16 protein-coding genes are annotated in these 17448 nt (G+C 71.8%); 6 read left to right on the forward strand and 10 right to left on the reverse strand.

Annotated elements, in window-relative coordinates:
- Window positions 1-17 precede the first annotated feature (17 nt).
- The 4 genes from ACIF9R_RS25610 to ACIF9R_RS25625 all read right to left on the reverse strand — a co-directional run bounded on the left by ACIF9R_RS25610 (window position 18) and on the right by ACIF9R_RS25625 (window position 5275).
- Window positions 18-2468, reverse strand: coding sequence for a SpoIIE family protein phosphatase (locus tag ACIF9R_RS25610; RefSeq protein WP_399984615.1), 2451 nt, complete (start codon window positions 2466-2468; stop codon window positions 18-20).
- Window positions 2469-2602: 134 nt separating this feature from the next.
- A complete protein-coding gene (gene rocD, locus ACIF9R_RS25615; protein WP_399984419.1) occupies window positions 2603-3829 on the reverse strand; it encodes an ornithine--oxo-acid transaminase in 1227 nt (408 codons plus the stop codon).
- On the reverse strand, window positions 3826-4647 hold the full coding sequence (ddaH, locus tag ACIF9R_RS25620; RefSeq protein WP_399984422.1) for a dimethylargininase: 822 nt from the start codon (window positions 4645-4647) through the stop codon (window positions 3826-3828). Before ddaH ends, rocD begins: the two co-directional genes overlap by 4 nt.
- 115 nt (window positions 4648-4762) lie before the next feature.
- Window positions 4763-5275 (reverse strand): Lrp/AsnC family transcriptional regulator, encoded by a 513-nt coding sequence (locus ACIF9R_RS25625; RefSeq protein WP_399984425.1) that lies wholly within the window; start codon window positions 5273-5275, stop codon window positions 4763-4765.
- A gap of 121 nt (window positions 5276-5396) precedes the next feature.
- Here ACIF9R_RS25625 and ACIF9R_RS25630 point away from each other — a divergent pair, with 121 nt between their 5' ends.
- From ACIF9R_RS25630 to ACIF9R_RS25645, 4 genes are read left to right on the forward strand one after another with little or no spacing between them, the layout of a single operon-like run.
- The gene (locus ACIF9R_RS25630) at window positions 5397-6182 is read left to right on the forward strand and encodes a LytR/AlgR family response regulator transcription factor (protein ID WP_399984427.1); all 786 of its coding nucleotides are present in this window, start codon (window positions 5397-5399) and stop codon (window positions 6180-6182) included.
- A gap of 15 nt (window positions 6183-6197) precedes the next feature.
- Complete coding sequence (locus tag ACIF9R_RS25635; RefSeq protein WP_399984429.1) at window positions 6198-6557, forward strand: hypothetical protein; 360 nt, start codon at window positions 6198-6200, stop codon at window positions 6555-6557.
- A 20-nt stretch (window positions 6558-6577) separates the two neighbouring features.
- Window positions 6578-8290, forward strand: coding sequence for a cation acetate symporter (locus tag ACIF9R_RS25640; RefSeq protein WP_399984432.1), 1713 nt, complete (start codon window positions 6578-6580; stop codon window positions 8288-8290).
- Window positions 8287-9492, forward strand: a complete 1206-nt coding sequence (locus tag ACIF9R_RS25645) for a sensor histidine kinase (protein ID WP_399984435.1) — start codon at window positions 8287-8289, stop codon at window positions 9490-9492. Before ACIF9R_RS25640 ends, ACIF9R_RS25645 begins: the two co-directional genes overlap by 4 nt.
- A 21-nt stretch (window positions 9493-9513) precedes the next feature.
- Here ACIF9R_RS25645 and ACIF9R_RS25650 read toward each other — a convergent pair whose 3' ends face one another.
- From ACIF9R_RS25650 to ACIF9R_RS25670, 5 genes are all read right to left on the reverse strand, one after another.
- Entirely contained in the window at window positions 9514-9690 is a 177-nt protein-coding gene (locus ACIF9R_RS25650) for a hypothetical protein (protein ID WP_360405015.1), read from the reverse strand.
- A 158-nt stretch (window positions 9691-9848) separates the two neighbouring features.
- Window positions 9849-10799 carry a cytochrome c oxidase assembly protein gene (locus ACIF9R_RS25655; protein ID WP_399984437.1) on the reverse strand — a complete coding sequence of 317 codons (951 nt, stop codon included), beginning with the start codon at window positions 10797-10799 and terminating at the stop codon, window positions 9849-9851.
- Window positions 10800-11008: 209 nt separating this feature from the next.
- Complete coding sequence (locus tag ACIF9R_RS25660) at window positions 11009-12034, reverse strand: 6-phosphofructokinase (protein WP_399984439.1); 1026 nt, start codon at window positions 12032-12034, stop codon at window positions 11009-11011.
- Between the two features lie 199 nt (window positions 12035-12233).
- Window positions 12234-12962, reverse strand: a complete 729-nt coding sequence (locus ACIF9R_RS25665; RefSeq protein WP_399984442.1) for a type 1 glutamine amidotransferase — start codon at window positions 12960-12962, stop codon at window positions 12234-12236.
- Between the two features lie 24 nt (window positions 12963-12986).
- Window positions 12987-14225 carry a MurT ligase domain-containing protein gene (locus ACIF9R_RS25670; RefSeq protein ID WP_399984444.1) on the reverse strand — a complete coding sequence of 413 codons (1239 nt, stop codon included), beginning with the start codon at window positions 14223-14225 and terminating at the stop codon, window positions 12987-12989.
- 146 nt (window positions 14226-14371) lie between these two features.
- Here ACIF9R_RS25670 and def point away from each other — a divergent pair, with 146 nt between their 5' ends.
- Entirely contained in the window at window positions 14372-14917 is a 546-nt protein-coding gene (def, locus tag ACIF9R_RS25675; protein WP_399984447.1) for a peptide deformylase, read from the forward strand.
- Between the two features lie 429 nt (window positions 14918-15346).
- Here def and ACIF9R_RS25680 read toward each other — a convergent pair whose 3' ends face one another.
- A complete protein-coding gene (locus tag ACIF9R_RS25680; RefSeq protein ID WP_399984450.1) occupies window positions 15347-15988 on the reverse strand; it encodes a TetR family transcriptional regulator in 642 nt (213 codons plus the stop codon).
- Window positions 15989-16161: 173 nt separating this feature from the next.
- Here ACIF9R_RS25680 and ACIF9R_RS25685 point away from each other — a divergent pair, with 173 nt between their 5' ends.
- Window positions 16162-17388 (forward strand): acyl-CoA dehydrogenase family protein, encoded by a 1227-nt coding sequence (locus ACIF9R_RS25685; protein WP_399984452.1) that lies wholly within the window; start codon window positions 16162-16164, stop codon window positions 17386-17388.
- Window positions 17389-17448: the final 60 nt, after the last annotated feature.

Below are 17448 nucleotides of genomic sequence, written 5' to 3' on the forward strand. Positions count from 1 at the left end.
GCGCGTCGGTCACCGGATCAGGTCAACGGCTGCTCCGCCCAGATGATCTTCCCTTCGGGAACGAACCGGGTACCCCACCGCTGCGCCAGCTGGGAGACCAGCAGCAGTCCGCGCCCGCCCTCGTCCATCGCACGGGGGTGGCGCACATGGGGTGCCGTGGCGCCGCTGTCGAGTACCTCGCACACCAGCGCGCGCTCACGGATCAGCCGCAGCCGGACGGGTCCCGAGGCGTACAGAATGGCGTTGGTGACCAGTTCGCTGACGATCAGCTCCGTGGTGAACACCAGCTCGTCCAGCCCCCAGCGGGCCAGCTGCCCCGCGGCGTTCCGGCGGGCCTCGGCCACCAGGGCCGGATCCGACGGCAGGTCCCAGACCGCGACCTGCTCCGGGGCGAGACGCCTGGTACGGGCCATCAGCAGCGCCACGTCGTCGTCCGGGTGGGCAGGCACCAGTGCGTCGACGACGGCCCGGCACGTCGGCTCGAGCGCCCTCGGGGCCTCGGCGAGCACCCGCCGCAGCCGTTCCCGGTCCGTAGCGGTGTGCCGGGCCCCTTCACGGGCCAGCAGACCGTCCGTGTGCAGGGCGAGCGTGCTGCCCTCGGCCAGGGTCAGCTCCACCGCCTCGAACGGCGGACCGCCCACACCGAGCGCCGGGCCCTGCGGAAGGTCCACGAAGGTGACCGTGCCGTCGGGTGCGACCACGGCGGGCGCGGGGTGCCCGGCGGCGGCCATCGTGCACCGGCCGTCCACCGGGTCGTAGACGACGTACAGACAGCCGGCCCCGAGGGACCGTGCGGGCGGGTGCTCCCCGGGCTCCCCCTCCCCCTCGCCCTCGTCCCGCGCCGTACGGGAGGCCAGGTCGTCCAGATGGGCGAGTACCTCCTCGGGTGGCAGATCGATCGCGGCCAGCGTCTGTACGGCCGTGCGCAGCCGTCCCATGCCCGCCGCGGCGTCGATGCCGTGCCCCGGCACCTCGCCGATGACCAGGGCGACGCGGGACCCGGACAGCGGGATCAGGTCGTACCAGTCGCCGCCCAGGCCGCTCAGCTCGTCGGCGGGGCGGTAGCACGCGGATGCCTCCACGGCCTCCTGCTCGGGCAGCCGGCGGGGGAGCAGGCTGCGCTGGAGGACCAGCGCGGCGTCCCGCTCGCGGCTGTAGCGCCGGGCGTTGTCCACGCTGACGGCGGCCCGGGACACGAGATCCTCGGCCAGCGCCAGGTCGTCCGTGTCGAAGGGGTCCTCGGGGCGGCGGCGGAAGAACAGGGTGACGCCCAGGGTGACGCCCCGGGCCTGGATCGGGACGATCATCACGCTCTGCAGTCCCAGCTCCAGAAAGGTGGACTCCCGGTCACCCGGCGCCCTGACGAGCCATTCCGGGGCGAGCGGGTCGAGCCGCTCCTGACGCCAGGACCGGCCCGTGGTCAGACAGCGCACGGGCGGCGAATCCGCCAGGTAGGTCACCTCGGCGCCGGTGTCCACGACCGTCCGCGGCAGGTCCTCGTACCGCGAGCGGTGTCCCGCCCGGCGCAGGGGCACCCGCTCCGCGTCGCCGAGTGGGCCCGGCGGCAGCTCGGCGCCCCTCAGCACCGTTTCCAGCAGGTCCACGGTGACGAAGTCCGCGAGCCCCGGCACGGCGACGTCCGCCAGCTCCTGCGCGGTGTTCATGATGTCCAGGGTGCGGCCGATGTACTGACCGGCCCGGTCGAGCAGGGCGAGCCGCTGTCGGGCACGGTGCCGCTCCGTGACGTCCACGACGGTGTAGTACACGCCCATCGCCCTGCCCCGCTCGTCGTCGAGGCGGGTGAACGACAGCATGTGCGCGGTCTCGCGCAGCGGCGCGGACCGTACGCGGCCGACATGCTCGTAGCCGACCACCTGTTCGCCGGTCTCGAGCACGTGGCGCATCTGCGCCTCGACGGGGTCGGCGTTCAGACCGGGCTGGACGTCGCCGAACCGCAGGCCCAGCCGCCGCTCGGCCGGGCCGCCGCCGAACTGCTCCAGCGCCGCGTTGGACCACACGTAGCGCAGGTCCGTGTCGACGATCGCGATGCCGATCGGTGTCCCGGCGACCATCTGCTCCAGCACGGAGCGGCTCATGTCCCAGCCCGCGGAACCGGCCAGCCCGGACAGCAGAACCAGCAGCGACGTACCGCTCCGGGGTGCCGTGGCCGGCGTGATCCGCACCATCACCGGGACCTGACGCCCGTCCCGGTGCAGGGCGGTCATCAGTCCCGCCCAGCCGTCGTCGGAACGGCACCGTTCGAGCAGGTCCGGCATCCGCGCGGCGTCGTCGGGGGTGAGCAGCTCGCCGAACTTCCGGCCCACCACCTCGGGCGCGCCGTACCCCAGCAGCCGCTCGGCGCGACCGGTCCAGTGCGACACGACGCCGTGCGGATCGAGCAGCAGGGGAGCGGCGTCGGCCACGTCGAACCCCTGCCGGGCACCGTCCTGCTGCTTGTGTCCGCCCACGGCGACCTCTCTGTCTGTGGAGTGGTCCACCACCTCTTGTCCCCATCTTCACCCTGGGAGCGGGGCGGGGGCTCCCCGGGCGTGGCAGGACGGTGCCGTCCCCCACCGCGGCCGGCGGGGGACGGCGCGGCGGTTCACGCGTTGCCGGTCAGTACCTTCTCCAGGGTGCCGAGGGCGCCCCGGAGCTCCTGCGCGGTGATGGTCAGGGGCGGGGCCAGCCGGATGGTGGAGCCGTGGGTGTCCTTGACCAGGATGCCCTCCCGCATGAGCCGCTCACTGATCTCGCGGCCGGTGCCGATCTCCGGGTCGATGTCCACGCCCGCCCACAGGCCACGGGCGCGGAAGCCGACGACACCCCGGCCGGTCAGCGCCCGCAGGCCTTCGTGCAGCACGCCGCCCAGTTCCGCGGCCCGGCGCTGGAACTCACCGGTCTCCAGCAGCTCCACCACGGCCGTGCCGACCGCCGCCGCCAGCGGATTGCCGCCGAAGGTCGACCCGTGCTCACCGGGGTGCAGCACCTGAAGCACCTCACGCCGGGCCACCACCGCCGACACCGGGACGATGCCGCCGCCCAGCGCCTTGCCGAGCAGGACCACGTCCGGGACCACCGACTCGTGCTCCACGGCGAGTGTGCGGCCGGTACGGCCGAGACCGGACTGGATCTCGTCCGCGACGAACAGACACCCGGCGCGGCGGGTCAGCTCCCGCACCCCGGCCAGATAGCCGTCGTCGGGAATGATCACCCCTGCCTCGCCCTGGATCGGCTCGATCAGCACCGCCGCCGTGGTCTCGTCGACCGCCGCCTCCAGCGCCGCGAGATCGTTGTACGGGACCACGCGGAAGCCGGGGGTGAAGGGGCCGAACCCGGCGCGCGCGACCTCGTCCGTGGAGAAACTCACGATCGTCGTCGTACGGCCGTGGAAGTTGTCCGCGGCCACCACGATCGTCGCCCGGTCGGCCGGGACGCCCTTCACGTCGTAGGCCCACTTGCGGGCCACCTTCACGGCGCTCTCCACCGCCTCCGCGCCGGTGTTCATCGGCAGCACCATGTCCAGCCCGGTCAGGGCGGCCAGCCGCTCCGCGAACTCCGCGAGCCGGTCGTTGTGGAAGGCGCGGGAGGTCAGTGTGAGCCGGTCCAGCTGGCGGTGCGCGACCTCGACCAGCGCGGGGTGCCGGTGGCCGAAGTTGAGCGCCGAGTAGCCGGCCAGCATGTCGAGATACCGCCTGCCCTCCACGTCCTCGACCCAGGTGCCCTCCGCGCGGGAGACGACCACGGGCAGTGGATGGTAGTTGTGCGCGAGGACCGGCTCCTCCGCGCCGATCAGCTCGGCGGACGTGCGCGTGGGGACGACAGAGGTCATGAGCGGATCTCCTGAGTGCAGCACTTGATGCCCCCGCCCGCCTTGTGGAACTCGGACAGGTCGACGGGGACGGGAACATAACCGCGGTCGGCGAGCCGGCCGGCGAGGTGCGTCGCCCCCGGTGAGACGAACACATGGCGTCCGTCGGAGACGGAGTTCAGACCGAACGCCATCGCGTCCTCACGGGTGGCGGTCACCGCGTCCGGGTACAGCCGGGCGAGCACCTCGCGGCTGCCCGGCGAAAAGGCGTCCGGGTAGTACGCGACGTTCTGCTCGTCCAGCACGAACAGCGCCGTGTCCAGGTGGTAGAAGTACGGGTCCACCAGCGTCAGGCCGATCACCGGTACGCCGAAGAACTCCTGCACCTCGCGATGCGCCTCCCGGGTGGTGCGGAACCCGGTGCCGGCGAGGATCCAGCGCCCCGCGGGCACCAGGTCGCCCTCGCCCTCGCACACCGACTCGGGGTGCTGGACGTCGTAGCCCTGGGCCTTGAACCAGGCCTCGTACGGGACGGACTCCGGGCGCCGCTCGGGCGCGAGGTAGCGGGAGCCGAAGACACGGCCCTCCACGACGACCGCCGCGTTCGCGGCGAACACCATGTCGGGCAGTCCGGGCTCCGGTTCCACGGACTCCACGGTATGGCCGTGGTCGCGGTACGTGTCGACCAGCGTCCGCCACTGGCGTCGGGCGAGGGATACATCGACGGAATGGCCGGGACGGTCGGGACGCATCCAGGGATTGATCGCGTACCGGACGGCGAAATGTCTGGGTTCGCAGACGAGATAGCGCCGCCGGCTCGCCACACGGGATCCGGGCACAGAGGGGTTCCTCCGCTTCCACGCGGTGCCGAAGGGGGTCCCCTCCACGGTAGGAAGCCACCGGGACGGACGACAAGCGACGACAGTTGCGTGTCGACGCAGGATCGCTGCGTGTTCACACCGTTCGACGCACGTCCGATGCGCCGTCCGGGGCGGGCTGACTCACTCCCGCCTCAGGACTGTCGGGCAGCAGGTGGGACAGCACCATCACGCTGATCGTCTTGCGGATGAACGGCTCCTGGCGGATCCGCTCCAGCACCTCCTCGAAGTGCTCCACGTCCCGCGCCCGCACGTGCAGCAGCGCGTCCGCGCCCCCGGTCACCGTCATCGCTGCGGCGATCTCCGGATGGTTGCGCACCACCTCCGCCAGCCGCCGGGGCGGCGCCGCCCCCTCGCAGTACACCTCGACATACGCCTCCGTGCGCCAGCCCAGTGCCGACGGCCGCACCGTCGCGGTGAACCCGGTGATCACCCCGGTCTCGCGCAGCCGGTCCACCCGGCGCTTGACCGCCGTCGACGACAGCCCGACGGCCGCGCCGATCTCGGCGAAGGACGTCCTGGCGTTCGCCATCAGAGCCGTGACGATCTTCCGGTCGAGCTCGTCGAACGGCGTGGGCCTGCTGCTCATGCGGGCACTGTATCCAGGGGCGCCCGGCCGCCCCGCGTACCGCGGCCGGACCCGGTCCCCGGCGAAGCCGCCGATACCCGGCAATGTCCAGATGTGGAAATCACCCCTACACTCCACCTTCATGCTGCGCGCCCTCGCCGTCGACGACGAACGTCCCTCACTGGAGGAACTGCTGTACCTGCTGAACGCGGACCCGCGCATCGGCAGCGCCGAGGGCGCTGGTGACGCCACCGAGGCACTGCGCCGCATCAACCGCGCACTGGAATCCGGCCCCGACGGGCCCGAGGCCATCGACGTCGTCTTCCTCGACATCCAGATGCCCGGACTCGACGGCCTCGACCTCGCCCGGCTGCTCAGCGGCTTCGCCCGGCCACCGCTCGTGGTGTTCGTCACCGCCCACGAGGACTTCGCCGTCCAGGCCTTCGACCTCAAAGCCGTCGACTACGTGCTCAAGCCCGTCCGCAAGGAACGGCTGGCCGAAGCCGTCCGCCGTGTCGCCGCGCAGCGCGAGACCACCCCGCGCGCCACCGCGCAGCGCGAGACCACCCCGCGCATCCCCGTGCACGAACCCGATCCCGACCACATAGCCGTCGAGCTCGGCGGCGTCACCCGCTTCGTCGCCGTCGACGACATCACCCATGTCGAGGCCCAGGGCGACTACGCCCGGCTCCACACCGACCGCGGCAGCCACCTCGTCCGGATCCCCCTGTCCACCCTGGAGGAACGCTGGCGCTCCCGGGGCTTCGTCCGCATCCACCGCCGTCATCTGGCCGCCCTGCGCCACATCGGCGAGCTCCGTCTGGACGCGGGTACCGTGAGTGTCCTCATCGGCTCCGAGGAACTCCAGGTCAGCAGGCGGCACGCCCGCGAACTGAGGGACCTGCTGATGCGCCGGACCACGAGCTAGACAGGGGAGGCACACATGCCCCAGGACCCGTCCGAACGCCGTGTGGTCGTCACCGGCCCGCCCCGCCGTGCCCGCCGCACCTCCGGCTACTACCGGCCGCGCACCGAGATCGACGAGCAGACCACGCTCGGACACACCTACGTCCGCTCCCTGATGCGTATCCAGCTGCGCGAAGGGCTCGCCGTCTTCGCCGTCCTCGCCCTGCTCATCGGCCCGCTCCCGCTGGTCTTCGCGGCCGCCCCGGACGTCCGCCGTCTGGAGTGGGTGGTGCTCGGCTTCGGTCTCTACCCCCCGCTGGTCCTGCTCGCCCGCTGGTACGTACGCCGCGCCGAACGCAACGAACGCGATTTCGTCCGGCTCGTCGAGGACCGCTGAGACCCGGGGACCCCGGCACCGTGAACTACACCTACGGCGTCACCGCCGTCGCGCTCGTCGTCGTCTCGACCGTCCTCGTCGGCGCCTTCGGCCTGCGCGTATCCCGCACCACCTCCGACTTCTACGTCGCCTCCCGCACCGTCGGCCCCCGCCTCAACGCCGCCGCCATCAGCGGCGAGTACCTCTCCGCAGCCTCCTTCCTCGGCATCGCCGGCCTCGTCCTCGTGCAGGGCCCGGACATGCTCTGGTACCCGGTCGGCTACACCGCCGGCTATCTGGTCCTGCTGCTGTTCGTCGCCGCCCCGCTGCGCCGCTCCGGCGCCTACACGCTGCCCGACTTCGCGGAGGCCCGGCTCGCCTCGCAGACCGTACGACGGCTCGCGGGAGCCTTCGTCGTCGGCGTCGGCTGGCTGTACCTGCTGCCCCAGCTCCAGGGCGCCGGGCTCACCCTGACCGTGCTCACCGGCACGCCCGACTGGCTCGGCGGGGTCATCGTGGCCGTCGTCGTGACCGTCATCGTCGCCGCCGGCGGCATGCGCAGCATCACCTTCGTGCAGGCCTTCCAGTACTGGCTGAAACTCACGGCCCTGTTCGTCCCCGCGCTCTTCCTGATCCTCGCCTGGCAGAGCGACGGCGCCCCCAGCCACGCCTTCGACGAGCCCGCCACCTTCCGCGAGCAGCGGGTGGTCCGCATCGAGGACACCCTCGACCTACGGCTCGACCGGCCGCTCACCGTGACCGTGGACGGCACCGTCGACGGCCGCGACCACGCCGGCACCGAGGTCGGCCTGTCCGCCGGCACCCACCGTATCGACGGCGGCACCCGGCTCACCTTCGCCGAGGGCGCCGAGGTCCCCGCCGCCGGACGCGTCGCCGTCGACGCGCTCTCGCCCTCCAGCGCCGAATCCCGCGAGGAACGCCCGCTGTACGCCACGTACGGGCTGATGCTCGCCACCTTCTTCGGCACCATGGGCCTGCCCCATGTCGTCGTCCGCTTCTACACCAGCCCGCACGGAGTCGCCGCCCGTCGCACCACCGTCGCCGTCCTCGGCCTGCTCGGCGCCTTCTACCTCCTGCCGCCCGTCTACGGTGCCCTGGGCCGGCTGTACGCCCCCGACCTCACCCTCACCGGGAGCGCGGACGCCGCCGTCCTGCTGCTGCCCGGCCGGATGATCGGGGGAGTGGGCGGCGAACTTCTCGGCGCGCTGGTCGCCGGGGGCGCCTTCGCCGCGTTCCTGTCGACGGCCTCCGGGCTCACCATGGCCGTCGCCGGGGTGCTCACCCAGGACGTGCTGCCCTCGCGCGGAGTACGGCATTTCCGGCTCGGCACCGTGCTCGCGATGGCCGTGCCGCTCGGGGCGAGCGTCGCGGTCGGCGGACTGCCGGTGGCCGACGCCGTGGGTCTCGCCTTCGCGGTCTCGGCCTCCTCGTTCTGCCCGCTGCTCGTCCTCGGCATCTGGTGGCGCCGGCTGACCCCGCCGGGTGCCGCGGCCGGGATGCTGGTGGGCGGCGGCGCCGCCTTCCTCGCCGTCGCCGCGACCATGACCGGCTACCCGGGCGAGGGGCCCTGGCACGCGCTGCTCGCCTGGCCCGCGCTGTGGTCGGTGCCGCTGGGCTTCCTCACGATGATCCTGGTGTCCCTGGCCACCCCCGGCCGGGTGCCGCCGGGCACGGCGGCGGTGCTGGCCCGCTTCCACCTCCCGGAGGAACTGCGTACGGAGGTGTCCTCATGAGTGGCTTCCTCGCCGGTCTGCTCGTGGCCGTCCTGCCCCTGCTGGCCGCCGGATTCTGGCTGGGCCGGCGCACCGCCCGGCCCACCAGCCTCGCCGGACTCGGCACTCCCGTCGAGCACGCCACCTTCGAGACCCTGCACACCGCCTCGCTGGCCACACCCCCGCTCCGGGCCGGTCTGACCGAGGAGACCGCCCGGAAATCCGCCCGCAAACTACGCTCCCTGCTGGGCACGGACGCCCTGTGTCTCACCGACCGTGATCAGGTTCTCGTCTGGGACGGTGTCGGCGCCCACCACCGCACCGAGATCATGGAACGCCTCACCGGCCCCCTCGACACCGGCCGGGGCGAGGCCTTCCCGCTCACCTGCGACACCCCCGACTGCTCGGTGCGCTGGGCCGTCGTCGCCCCGCTCACCGTCGACGACCGGGTGCACGGCGCCCTCGTCGCCTGCGCGCCCCGCGAGTCCGCGGTCCTGGTCCGGGCCGCCGGGGAGGTCGCCCGCTGGGTCTCCGTCCAACTGGAGCTGGCCGACCTCGACCAGTCACGCACCCGCCTCATCGAAGCCGAGATCAGGGCGCTGCGGGCGCAGATCTCCCCGCACTTCATCTTCAACTCGCTCGCCGTGATCGCCTCCTTCGTGCGCACCGACCCCGAGCGCGCCCGGGAGCTGCTGCTGGAGTTCGCCGACTTCACCCGCTACTCGTTCCGCCGGCACGGCGACTTCACCACCCTCGCCGACGAGCTCCATGCCATCGACCACTACCTGGCGCTGGTCCGGGCACGCTTCGGCGACCGCCTCGCCGTCACCCTGCAGATCGCCCCCGAGGTGCTGCCGGTCGCGCTGCCCTTCCTCTGCCTCCAGCCGCTGGTGGAGAACGCCGTCAAACACGGTCTGGAGGGCAAGGCCGACCGGTGCCACATCCAGATCACCGCGCAGGACGCGGGAGCCGAAGCCCTCGTCGTCATCGAGGACGACGGCGCGGGCATGGACCCCGTCCTGCTGCGCCGCATCCTCGCCCGCGAGGTCAGCCCCACCGGCGGTATCGGACTGTCCAACGTCGACGACCGGCTCCGCCAGGTCTACGGGGACGACCACGGCCTCGTCATCGAGACCGCCGTGGGCGCGGGCATGAAGATCACCGTCCGGCTGCCGAAGTACCAGCCGGGCGTGCACCTGGCGGGGCGGCTCACTCCGAGGTGAGGCCCCGCCCCCCCGGACTTCTCAGGCGCTGCGGGTGGCGACCATTCCCAAGGTGATCAGCCCCAGGACCACCCAGCCGAACCACAGCCAGCCGTTGCTGCCGAGCGCCACCGTGTACGCGGTCACGGCGACCAGTGCGCCTACGGTGAGCACTCCCATGGTCTTCGTCGACGTGGAACCGTTCGTGGTACCGGGCATCGCGACACCCTCCTCATGGTTCGGCTCCCTCCATGGTGCCCCCGTTCCGCCTTTTTGCGGGGCACACGACGACATGTGCGACCGCGGTCACGCGGCGGGACCGCGCGCACACGCCGCGTTTCCCCCGGTGCGCGCCGACGGGAGCCGGGGGTGAAAACTCAGTTCCCGGGCGTGTGCAGAGAGGCCAGATAGGCGTTGTACGCCTCGAGTTCCTTGTCCCCGTCCCGGTCGGCCGCGCGGTCCTGGCGCTTCGCCTGCCGCTGGTCCGAGGCGTACCACTGGAACAGCAGGGCGAGCAGCACGATGACGGAGGGGATCTCGCTGAACGCCCAGGCGATGCCGCCTGCCGCGTTCTGGTCGGACAGCGCGTCGATGCCGAGCGAGGCGACCGGGTTCTGGAAGGTGGTGACCATCGGCGTCGACGCCATCATCAGGGCGATGCCGAAGAAGGCGTGGAACGGCATGCCCGCGAACAGTTCCAGGATCCGCATCAGGTAACCCGGCCGGTGCGGACCCGGATCCACGCCCATGATCGGCCAGAAGAAGGCCAGGCCCACGGCGAGGAAGTGCACCATCATGGCGGTGTGCCCCACCTGGGAGCCCATCAGGAAGTCGAACAACGGAGTGAAGTACAGGCCGTACAGGCTCGCGATGAACATCGGGATGGTGAACACCGGGTGGGTGATGATCCGCATGTAGTGGCTGTGCAGCAGCATCAGCAGCAGTTCGCGCGGCCCCTTGCGGCCCCGCCCGGCCGGCGGCAGCGCGCGCAGGGCCAGGGTGATCGGGGCGCCGAGCAGGATCAGGATCGGCGACACCATACTGATCACCATGTGCTGCACCATGTGCACACTGAACATGACCATGCCGTAGTCGTTCAGTGCGGTGCACATCATGAGCCCGATGCTCAGCACACCGGTGACGAACGCGACGGTCCGCCCCACCGGCCACTTGTCACCGCGCCGTACCAGCCGCACCACGCCCCAGCCGTACAGCGCGAGTCCCAGCAGACACGCGATGAGGAAGAAGGAATCCGCCGACCAGGCGAGTCCTCGCCCCAGCGTGAACGGCGGCAGATCCATGGTCATGCCGTGCCCGCTGTGATCCATCCGCCGGCTCCATTTTCGTGCAGGTTGTACCCGATCCGTCCGCACCAGACTAGAACCGCCCCCGGCGACTTCCGTCACCGGGGGAGGGCAGGCGCGTCCTGAAGGGGCACGGGACCGTATCGGTGTGCGGCTCCGCCGCGTGGGCGCGATCGGCCGGCGACGGCCCGCACCCCGGGATCCACCTCAGGGACCGAGCCGCACCCGGAGGGTCACAGCACGCACTCCGCTTCCGCGTACCGCGCGTCCGGCACCGTTTTCAAGGTCTCCACCGCGTCCGCGAGGGACACCATTACGATGTCCGTCCCCCGCAGTGCGGTCATCCGCCCGAACTCCCCGCGGTGCACCGCCTCCACCGCGTGCCACCCGAACCGCGTCGCCAGCACCCGGTCGTACGCCGTGGGCGTCCCGCCGCGCTGCACATGCCCCAGGATCACCGGCCGCGCCTCCTTGCCGAGCCGTGACTCGAGCTCCAGGGAGAGCTGCCGGGCGATCCCGGCGAACCGCTCATGGCCGTAGACGTCCTTGCCGCCCTCGTCGAAGTCCATCGTGCCGGCCCTCGGCTTGGCCCCTTCCGCGGCGACCACGATCGCGAACCTCTTGCCGGCCGAGAACCGCTCGCCGACCTTCGCGGTCAGCTCGTCGATGTCGAAGGGCCGCTCGGGTACGACGATGGCGTGCGCGCCCGCCGCCATGCCGGAGTGCAGCGCGATCCAGCCCGTGTGACGGCCCATGACCTCCACGATCAGCACGCGCTGATGGGACTCGGCGGTGGTCTTCAGCCGGTCGAGGGCCTCGGTCGCCACCCCGACGGCGGTGTCGAAGCCGAAGGTCACGTCGGTGACAGCGATGTCGTTGTCGATGGTCTTCGGTACCCCGACTATCGGCAGGCCGTTGTCGGAGAGCAGCCGGGCCGCCTTCAGTGTGCCCTCACCGCCGATCGGGATGATCGCGTCGAGGCCGAGTTCCCGGACATGCCCCCGGGCCCGCTCCACACCGTCCCGCAGATGCTCGGGACGGACCCGGGAGGAGCCGAGGACGGTGCCGCCGCGGGCGAGGATGCCGCTCACCGCGTCGAGGTCGAGCTTGAGGTAATCGCACTCCAGGAGGCCCTTCCAGCCGTCGCGGAAGCCGATGACCTCGTCGCCGTGGTCGACGACGGCACGGTGCACGACGGACCGGATGACGGCGTTCAGGCCGGGGCAGTCGCCGCCGGACGTGAGGACACCAATGCGCATAGCCCGAAACAACCTTCTCGATGTGGGCCGGGACCGGACCGCGCTGTCCGGCTCGATCTCCGCCACCCTAGCGGCTACGGGGGGCTCTGCCGCATCTCACGTCCGCCTGCTGGACGACCCCGCTCACCTGTGCGGAGCAGGCGTCAGACGGGCCGTCCGGACCCGTCCGACGCCCGTTGCTCCCGGGGCCGCGGACGCCTCAGGCGGGCTGCTGCGCCGCCGCGATCCGCTCGGTCCGCAGCGCCTCGTACCAGTGGTCGTCGGTCGGCGGCAGCGCGTTGACGTCCAGCGCCAGCTTGAGCAGCAGGTCGGCGATCTGCGGGTTGCGGGCGAGTACGGGGCCGTGCATGTAGGTGCCGAAGACGGTGTCGTTGAACGCGCCCTCGGTGCCGTCCCCGGTGCCGTTGCCGTTGCCGAAGCGCACCTGGGCGAGCGGGCGCGCCGTGGGACCCAGGTGGGTGACGCCCTGGTGGTTCTCGAACCCGGTCAGCGGAGGCAGTCCCAGCCGCGGGTTGATGTCCGCCAGTACGTCGCCCACGCACCGGGCGCCCTCACCGCGTACCGAGACCACGTCGAGCAGACCGAGACCGGGCTCGCGCTGGCCGAGGTCGTTGATGAACTCGTGGCCGAGGATCTGGTAACCGGCGCACACCGAGAAGACGATCGCGCCGTTCTCCACCGCGCGGTGCAGTCCGCCGTCCCGGCGCAGCCGTTCGGCGGCCAGCCGCTGCGGCCGGTCCTCACCGCCGCCGATCAGATAGATGTCGCCGGAGGTCGGGATGGGCTGGTCGCTGCGCACGTCGAGCCGGGCCACGTCGAGGCCGCGCTGCCGCGCCCGGCGCTCGACGACGAGAGCGTTGCCCTGGTCGCCGTAGGTGCTGAGCAGGTCCGGGTAGATCCAGACGACCCGCAGCTGGTTGTCGCTCACTTCAAGTCCCCTGAGGTGTCGTGGTCAGTTGCCGACGCGGCGGCGCAGGTCCTGGAACGCGGTGTAGTTGGCGATGACCTCGATCCGGCCGGGCGGGCACAGCTGGACCGCCTGGTCGAGGTTCTCGCAGACCTGGAACTGCTGGTTCGCGACCTCCAGCCGCACCGCGAGGTCCAGCTTCCGGTCGCCGACCACGCAGATGGGGTGGCCGGTCAGCCGCGTGTAGTCGACGTCCCACAGCCAGGAGGTGTCGGTGCCGTCGGCGCCGCGCGCGTTCACCGACAGGATCACCGGCGTCGGCGGCGGGTCGATCAGCGAGAACGTCTCCAGCCAGCCCGCGGGGTTCTTGGCGAGCAGCAGGCGCAGGTCACGGCCCTCGAACTGGACCACGTCATAGCGGCCGGCCACCGCCTGCACCTGGTACATGCGCTCCAGGGCGACCTGTGGCGGCACCCCGAAGACGGCGGCGACGGCCGCGGACGACGCGGCGTTGGCCTTGTTGGCGCGGCCCGGCAGCTGGAGGTGGATCGGCCAGGCGGAGCCGTGCGGGTCGAGCACGTGGTCGCCGGAGAGCGCCCAGCTCGGGGTCGGCCGGCGGAATCCGCACTCGCCACAGAACCAGTCGTCGCCCGGGCGCTGCATCACACCGCCGCAGGACGGGCACGACCAGGCGTCGTCCTTCCACATCTGCCCGGCCGCGACCCAGATCACGTTGGGGGAGGAGGAGGCGGCCCACACCACCAGCGGGTCGTCGGCGTTGGCGACGATGACGGCCTTGGAGCCGGCCAGTCCCTCGCGCCAGTTCTCCGCGAGCATCCGGGTCTCGGCGGCGCGGTCGAGCTGATCGCGGGAGAGGTTGAGCAGCGCGATGCACTTCGGGTCGGTGTCCCGGGCCACGCCGGCCAGGTACTTCTCGTCGACCTCTATGACGCCGAACTTCGCGTCCGAGCCGCCGGCGAGCGCCGAGGTGATGCCGGCCGGCATGTTGGCGCCGAGCGCGTTGGAGACGACCGGTCCCGCGGCCCGCAGCGCCTCCGCGATGAGCCTGGTCGTGGTGGTCTTGCCGTTGGTCGCCGAGACCAGGACGCAGTCCAGGTTCTGCGCGAGCCGGGCGAGGAGATCGGGGTCCAGTTTGAGTGCCACCCGGCCGCCGATCACCGAACCGCTGCCGCGTCCGGCGGCGCGGGAGGCCGCCGCGACCGCCTTGCCCGCGGTCACGGCCAGCTTGGCCCGCGGCGAGAGCGGGTCCGAGTTGCCTGCCATCAGTTCTCGATCCTCCTTGCGTACGCGCCGCGTCTGTGCCTGACGGCCACGTGATGAGAGCTCAGCCTATCGAGATCCGTTCGCACTCCAGAACCCCGGCACCATCGTGAGACGGGCGTTGCTGGAAGGACCGTACCCTTGCCGCCATGCGACACGGCTCCATCCCCGGCGTCCAGGGACGCGTTCGGCCCCTCACTCTGCTCGGCGACCCGGTGCTGCACGCGCCCTGCCGGGAGGTCACCGGCTTCGGTCCGGAACTCTCCCGCTTGGTGGAGGACTTGTTCGCGACGATGTACGCGGCCCAGGGCGTGGGCCTGGCGGCCAACCAGGTCGGCGAGTCACTGAGGGTCTTCGTCTACGACTGCCCGGACGACGAGGAAGTCCGGCACCGGGGGCATGTGGTGAACCCGCGGCTGGCCGAGGCGGACGGGGTGGTGGTGCGCGGCCCGGAGGGCTGTCTGTCCCTGCCCGGCCTGGAGGCGGGGACGGAGCGGTACGACCATGCCGTGGTCCAGGGTTTCACGGTGACCGGCGAACCGGTCACCGTCCACGGCACCGGTTTCTTCGCCCGCTGTCTGCAGCACGAGTGCGACCACCTGGAGGGCCGGATCTACGCCGACCGCCTCACCGGGTGGCGGCACCGCAGACTCATGCGCCGGGCGAACCGGGCTTCCTGGAACCGGCGGAGCTGAGAGCCCGGCCCCGGCCGTACGCCGGGCAGCGCCCGGACCACGAGGGGAGTTCTCCTGGCCGGAGGGCGGGAATGACCCGGACCACAGGCCGGTCGGGCTGGGGGTGGGGCGGGAGCGGTCCGGGTTCGCAGTCCTCCGGGCCAGGGGGCTGGAGGCCGCCCGGGGTCGTGGGTGCTCGGGCCGGAAGTCCGTCGGCCGGCGGGGTGGGAACCTTCCGGGCAGGGAGGCCGCGGGGAGCGGGAACGTCCCGGGTACGGGGCCGCGGCGACCGGGAACCGGCTGGGCCAGAGGGCTGGAGGCCGCCCGGGGTCGTGGGTGCTCGGGCCGGAAGTCCGTCGGCCGGCGGGGTGGGAACCGTCCGGGCAGGGAGGCCGCGGGGAGCGGGAACCGGCTGGGTCAGGGGGCCCGAGTGCCGGCCGGGCCGGCGGCTCAGAAGCCGGGGCCGCCGACCCTGTCGCCCACCGCCGCCAGCCGCCCCCACAGCAGGTCCGCCAGGCTGCGTACCAAATCCGCCCGGGAGCAGGGCCGTTCGCCGAGCCACCAGTCACCGGCCGCGTGCATCATGCCGACGATGCCGTGCCCCCACACCCGGGCCAGCCGCTGGCTGTCCGGCCCCAGGTCGAGCCGCTCCCCGATCACCTGGGCCAGTTCCTCACCCATCCGCCGCAGCAGCGGCGCCGAGTGCTTGCCGACGTCGAAGCCCTGGTCGCTCGTCGCTCCCTCCGCAGGATGCATCAGGAACCGGTACACCTGGGGGCGCGCCTCGATCGCCGACAGGTAGGTGTCCAGCGTGGCCTCGACCCGCTGGCGCCGCTCGGCGGGGGCGTCCAGGGCGGCCCGCAGGGAATCCAGCAACGCGTCGGTGTGCCGCTTGGCCAGAGCCGCGTACAGTCCTCCCTTGTCACCGAAGTGCCGGTAGAGGATGGGCTTGGTGATACCGGCCTCGGCGGCGATCGCGTTCATCGAGGCCCCCGGGCCGTCGCGCAGCACCACCCGGTCGGCAGCCTCCAGCAGCTCGCGCCGGCGTCGGTCGGCGGACCGCTGCTGACCGGTCCGCTGTGTGGTGTCCATGAGCTCTCCCCACCCGTGCTGGTTCGGTGACGCCTGGGCAAACTAACACTGAAGGACCTGCGGCCATCGAACGGGATACCGACAGGTCCTGGGGAGTTGACTTTCCCTACCGACCGGTAACAGACTCGGGGTTACCTTAAGTAACATGCACGTGCGCCGCCGCTGGAGGAGTCATGGCCGAGTTCACCATGGAGCTCAACGACGAGCAGAAGGAGGTCCGTGACTGGCTGCACGGCTTCGCCGCCGATGTGATCCGCCCCGCGGCCGCCGAATGGGACGAGCGTGAGGAGACTCCCTGGCCGGTCATCCAGGAGGCCGCCAAGGTGGGCATCTACTCCCTGGACTTCTACGCCCAGCAGTACTTCGACGCAAGCGGCCTCGGCATCCCCATGGCGATGGAGGAGCTCTTCTGGGGCGACGCGGGCATCGCCCTGTCGATCGTCGGCACCGGTCTCGCCGCGGTCGGCGTCCTCGCCAACGGCACCGAGGAGCAGATCGGCACCTGGATCCCCCAGATGTACGGCGACGCCAATGACGTCAAGGTCGCCGCCTTCTGCTCCTCCGAGCCCGACGCCGGCTCCGACGTGGCCTCGATGCGCACCCGCGCGGTGTACGACGAGGCCAAGGACGAGTGGGTGATCAACGGAACCAAGACCTGGGCCACCAACGGCGGCATCGCCAACGTCCACGTCGTGGTCGCGGTCGTCGACCCGGACCTCGGCTCCAAGGGCCACGCCTCCTTCATCATCCCGCCGGGCACCCCCGGCTGCTCCCAGGGCCAGAAGTTCAAGAAGCACGGCATCCGCGCCTCGCACACCGCCGAGGTCATCCTGGACAACGTGCGCGTTCCCGGCTCCTGCCTCCTCGGCGGCAAGGAGAAGCTGGACGAGCGCCTCGCCCGCGCCCGGGAGAAGGCCAGGAAGGGCGGCGAGCGAGTGAAGAACGCCGCCATGGCCACCTTCGAGGCGTCCCGCCCCGCCGTCGGCGCCATGGCGGTCGGCACCGCCCGCGCGGCCTACGAGGTCGCCCTGGAGTACGCCACCACGCGTGAGCAGTTCGGCCGCCCGATCATCGACAACCAGGGCGTCGCCTTCCAGCTCGCCGACATGCGCACCCAGATCGACGCCGCCCGCCTCCTGGTGTGGCGCGCCTCCTGGATGGCGATCAACGGCAAGCCGTTCACGGCGGCCGAGGGCTCGATGTCCAAACTGTTCGCCAGCGAGACGGCCAAGAAGGTCACCGCCCAGGCCATACAGATCCTCGGCGGCAACGGCTACACGCGCGAGTACCCGGTCGAGCGGATGCACCGCGACGCCGCGATCTACACGATCTTCGAAGGCACGAGCGAGATCCAGCGCCTGGTGATCGCCCGCACCCTGTCGGGCATGCCCATCCGCTGACGGCCGGCCACCCGGACGTGACCCGGCGGTGCGGGCGGCACCGCCGGGTTACCCGCGCCC

It is taken from the genome of Streptomyces sp. NPDC086080 (genome assembly GCF_044540255.1).
Classification (GTDB): domain Bacteria; phylum Actinomycetota; class Actinomycetes; order Streptomycetales; family Streptomycetaceae; genus Streptomyces.